This window comes from Streptomyces murinus (genome assembly GCF_002154555.1).
Classification (GTDB): Bacteria; Actinomycetota; Actinomycetes; order Streptomycetales; family Streptomycetaceae; genus Streptomyces; species Streptomyces murinus.
On the sequence record NZ_MUNF01000490.1, the window covers coordinates 1 to 4,325 of the forward strand.

The following is a 4,325-nucleotide window of genomic DNA, read 5'->3' on the forward strand; positions in this document are numbered from 1 at the left end:
AGGGTCTCGGGGCCCTGAAGGGTCTCGGGGCCCTGAAGGCTTCCGGGGCTCTGCGGCTCCGGCTCATCGGGGATCCGCACCGGCTCCGGCCACGCCCCCGGCCGGCCGCTCGCCCGCGAGGGCCCCTGATACCCGGCCAGCCCCCAGGAGTTGTCGCCGGACAAGTCCGCCGCCGTACCCCCGGCGCCCGGGCGCTCTTCGTCCGCGCGCCGCTCCGCCGCCGCGGCCGTCGGCTGCGCGGGGATCCTCGGGACGCCGGGCGCACCGCCCTCGGTGCCGCTCGCGCCACGGCGTCCCGGCGCCGCGTGCTCGTGCCCCAACTCCGCCCGGCTCCAGGCCCGTTCGGCCAGCTCCCACATCGTGATGATCGGCACCGGACTGGTCCCCGCCGCCTCGGCCAGCGCGACGGCCGCGCCCTTGGGGGCGAGCAGCCGGCCGGCGAGGTAGCTCTCCCAGGACGCCCTGCCGTAGCCCGTGCGGTCGGCCAGGGCCGCGCCGCCGAGCCCGCCGAGGTCCACCAGCCACCGCAGCTGGCTGACGAACTCCTTGATCTCCGGGTCGAGTTCGTTCGGCAAGGTCTGCCAACGAGACATCGTCTCCCCCCTCATCCCCATTTTCGTACCGGACGGTCACCGTTCAGCGGAACGGTCACTTCCGTGCCACAGCGCGAAGACAGCCGTTGATCAGGCCCTCGGCCAGGCGCCAGGGTGTGTCGGGCGGCGGTTCGTCCCTCATCGGGGGTGGGGACGAACCGCCGTACCACCGGCCCTATTTGGTCATCGTGAAATGCAGCGTGTTGCTCAGGAACGGGATCTCCAGCAGGGGATGCGGCTGGGCCATCAGGGCCAGCAGGACGATCGCCAGGCCGAGGACGCCGTAGGTGCTGATGTCGGTGAAGCGGGAGCGGACCGCGAGCATGCCGACACCGGGCAGCATCCAGCGCAGCACCGCGCCGGCCAGCAGCGCGGCGCCGATCAGCAGGGTGCCGACCCGGAACGCGTCGAACGCGGTCAGCAGCAGGCCGAGCGCGACCGTGCCGAGCACCACCAGCAGGGGCCACTGCCGGGCGGGCGCGGGCGCGCCGCCGGACGCGGCCCGGCCACCGCCCTCCGGCCGTGCGGTGTCCCGTGTGAACAACGGGAAGCGGCGGGTGACCCGCCGCGGGCGCCCCTCGGCGTCGGGGGCGCTGATCGCGTCGCGGACGGTCTCCTCGCCGTCCCGCGTGTCCTCAGCCGGCACTGCGCTCCGCCGCCTCGACCACGTTGACCAGCAGCTGGGCCCGGGTCATCGGGCCGACACCGCCGGGGTTGGGGGAGATGAAGCCGGCCACCTCGGTCACATCCGGGTGGACGTCGCCGACGATCTTGCCCTCGGCGTTGCGGGAGACGCCCACGTCCAGGACGGCCGCGCCCGGCTTGATGTCCTCGGCGCGGATCAGGTGCGGGGAGCCGGCCGCCGCGATCACGATGTCGGCCCGCTTGAGGTGGGCGGACAGATCGCGGGTGCCGGTGTGGCACTGGGTCACGGTGGCGTTCTCGCTGCGCCGGGTGAGCAGCAGCGGCATCGGGCGTCCGATGGTGACGCCCCGGCCGACGACCACGACCTCGGCGCCCTTGATCTCCACGCCGTAGCGGCGCAGCAGGGTGAGGATGCCGTTGGGGGTGCAGGGCAGCGGGGCGGGCTCGTTGAGGACCAGGCGCCCGAGGTTCATCGGGTGCAGGCCGTCCGCGTCCTTGGCCGGGTCCATCAGCTCCAGGATGCGGTTCTCGTCGATGCCCTTGGGCAGCGGCAGCTGGACGATGTAGCCGGTGCAGGCCGGGTCCTCGTTCAGCTCGCGGACGACCGCCTCGATCTCCTCCTGCCCGGCCGTGGCCGGCAGCTCCCGCTGGATCGAGGCGAGGCCCACCTCGGCGCAGTCGCGGTGCTTGCCCGCGACGTACTTGCGGCTGCCGGGGTCGTCCCCGACCAGGATCGTGCCGAGGCCGGGCGTGATGCCCTTCTCCTTCAGCGCCGCCACGCGGGCGGTCAGATCGGACTTGATCGCGGCTGCGGTGGCCTTGCCATCGAGAATCTGGGCGGTCATACCCCCATCCTCCAGGATGACCGCCCCAGGGTTCCAATCCGGGGCCGGATCCGGGTCCGAATCCGGGTCCCGACCAGGGTCCGGGCACATGTCCGGGTGATCACTGATGTTGCACTTGCACAACACCCGGGGATTACGGCTGGACAAGTCAGTATCCGGTCAAGAACCATGAACAGCACAGTGCAGCGGGCAGCTCATCGGGGGGACGGACCGCATCTGTAGAAACTCTCCTCCGTGCAGTGCCGCGCCTCGTCCCCGCACTCGTTCGAACAACGGAGGAACACCAACCATGAGCTACGGCGATCCGAACAACCCCTACGGCGCTCCCCAGGGACAGCCGCAGCAGCCCGGGTACGGCTACCCGGCCGCGCCGCCGGTCCAGCAGTCGTACGGCGCCGCCCCGATGACCACCATGCCGGGCAAGGTCAACGCGGCCCGTGTGATGCTGTGGGTGATCGTCGCCCTCCAGGTCATCGGCGTGGGTCTCTTCGTCTTCTCCGCCGTGGCCATCAACAAGGCCAAGAACGACAACTCCGTGCCGGGCCTCGCCGACTACCCGGTGGGCGTGCTGTGGGCCTTCGTGGTGCTCGCGCTCGCCTGGCTGGTGTGGGCGATCGTGCTGGCCACGAAGTTCTCCTCCGGCGGCAACAACCTGCGGGTCACCACGCTGGTGTTCGGCATCCTGACCGCGGTGCTCGGCGTCTACCCGTTCCTCGTCGTCGTGGGCATCTTCCACATCGTGCTGGGCATCCTGATCGCCTGCTTCGTCGGCGGTGCCGACGGCAAGGCCTGGTTCGGCCGCCCGCGCTACTGAGCCGTCGGCGCTACTGAGCCGCCCGCGCGGCAAGGAACACTTCGCGCCATTCGGCATCCGGGGCCGTGTCTCACCCGTTAAGGGGGGACACGGCCCCGCTGCGTCGCCCTACTCTGGGAGCAGCCGTCAGGCACGGGGAGACGCACCTTGTACAGCATCATCGTCGTACCTCCGCCGACCACGGAGAACCGGCAGCAGCACGGCCAGATCCGCCTCGCCCCCGGCGAGCGCCTCCGCTTCGGGCGGGCGCCCGGGAACGATCTGCCGATCCCGCACGAGGGAGTCTCGCGCCGGGCCGGTGAGCTCGGCGCCCAGGGCGCGTTCTGGACGCTGAGCAATCTGTCCGCGCACCAGACGTACGTCGTGGAGAACCCGGAGGGCGCGGGCGAGCACATCAAGGTCGGGCCGGGCAGGCTCGACGCGCCGGTGCCCTTCGAGTTCTCCCGGATCGTGCTGCCCGCGGGCGGCGACCTGCTCGCCGTCGAGGTGTGGGCGCCGCGCCACGACTATCTGCGCGACGGCTGCGGAACCGACGGCGACACCACCGCCCCGGCCTTCTCCGTCGACCGCACCAAGCGCTACTTCGCCGTGCTGGCCGCCCTGTGCGAGCCCCGGCTGCGCGGGGATCCGCACGCCCCGCTGCCCACCGTCGACCAGGTCGTGGCCCGGCTGGCGCCCTGCTGGCCGGCCGCCTCGCGCACCTCGGTGCAGTGGAACATCGACTACCTCGCGGTGAAGCTGCGGCTCAAACCCGGCCCGGACACGGTGGATCCGGGCCCGCGGCTGAACGGCAAGAAGGAGTCCCTGGTCTCGCTGGCGCTCCGCTTCGACCTGGTGCGCGAGGACGATCTGGTCGTGCTGTCCGGCCCCGGATCGGGGACCGGCACCGGGTCCGGGCCCGGGTCCGGGTCCGCGCGCCGGACCGGCCGGTGACCGAGCCGTACGCCGTCCCGGTGCCCAGGGGTTACCGGGTCGGCGACTGGGAGGTCCGTGAACCGCTCGCGACCGGCGCCTTCGGGAGCGTGTACGCCGCCCGGCGGGTCGGCGGGCCGGACGGCCGGCTCCCCCGCACCGCCGCCCTGAAGTTCCTGCCCACCGGCACCGGCACTCCCCGTCACCTCGCCCACCTGCGCGAACTGATCGAGCGCGAGGTCGCGTTGTTACGGCGGCTGCGGCAGCCGCGGCTGATCCGGATGTACGAGACCCTCGTGGTCGACGACCCCGGGCGCCCCGCCCTCGACGGCGCCACCGTTCTCGTACTGGAACGCGCGCGGGCCTCGCTGTCCGCGCTGCTCGCCGCCGGGCCCCGGCCGGCCGCCGGACCCGCGCTGCTGGCCCAGATCGCCGAAGGGCTGGGCCAGTTGCACCGGGCGGGCTGGGTGCACGGCGATCTCAAGCCGGCCAACGTGCTGCTGATGGCGGACGGTT

The 4,325-nt window shown here is 72.5% G+C and carries 5 protein-coding genes and 1 pseudogene; 3 read left to right on the top strand and 3 right to left on the bottom strand.

Going from position 1 to position 4,325, the window contains the following annotated elements; genetic code table 11:
• From CCN72_RS40050 to CCN72_RS27455, 3 genes are all read right to left on the bottom strand, one after another.
• The coding region (locus CCN72_RS40050; RefSeq protein WP_341868896.1) for a helix-turn-helix domain-containing protein at positions 1 to 593 on the bottom strand (593 nt) is incomplete at its 3' end.
• A 175-nt stretch (positions 594 to 768) separates the two neighbouring features.
• On the bottom strand, positions 769 to 1,239 hold the full coding sequence (locus tag CCN72_RS27450) for a DUF3017 domain-containing protein (RefSeq protein WP_037655987.1): 471 nt from the start codon (positions 1,237 to 1,239) through the stop codon (positions 769 to 771).
• On the bottom strand, positions 1,229 to 2,083 hold the full coding sequence (locus CCN72_RS27455; RefSeq protein WP_085566188.1) for a bifunctional methylenetetrahydrofolate dehydrogenase/methenyltetrahydrofolate cyclohydrolase: 855 nt from the start codon (positions 2,081 to 2,083) through the stop codon (positions 1,229 to 1,231). Before CCN72_RS27455 ends, CCN72_RS27450 begins: the two co-directional genes overlap by 11 nt.
• Positions 2,084 to 2,372: 289 nt before the next feature.
• Here CCN72_RS27455 and CCN72_RS27460 point away from each other — a divergent pair, with 289 nt between their 5' ends.
• The 3 genes and pseudogenes from CCN72_RS27460 to CCN72_RS41730 form a co-directional block, all read left to right on the top strand.
• Entirely contained in the window at positions 2,373 to 2,897 is a 525-nt protein-coding gene (locus tag CCN72_RS27460; protein WP_037655984.1) for a membrane protein, read from the top strand.
• 147 nt (positions 2,898 to 3,044) lie between these two features.
• A complete protein-coding gene (locus CCN72_RS41725; protein ID WP_086810502.1) occupies positions 3,045 to 3,830 on the top strand; it encodes an FHA domain-containing protein in 786 nt (261 codons plus the stop codon).
• Positions 3,827 to 4,325: pseudogene (locus CCN72_RS41730) on the top strand (protein kinase domain-containing protein); the annotation flags it as partial. The gene CCN72_RS41725 and the pseudogene CCN72_RS41730, both read left to right, overlap by 4 nt.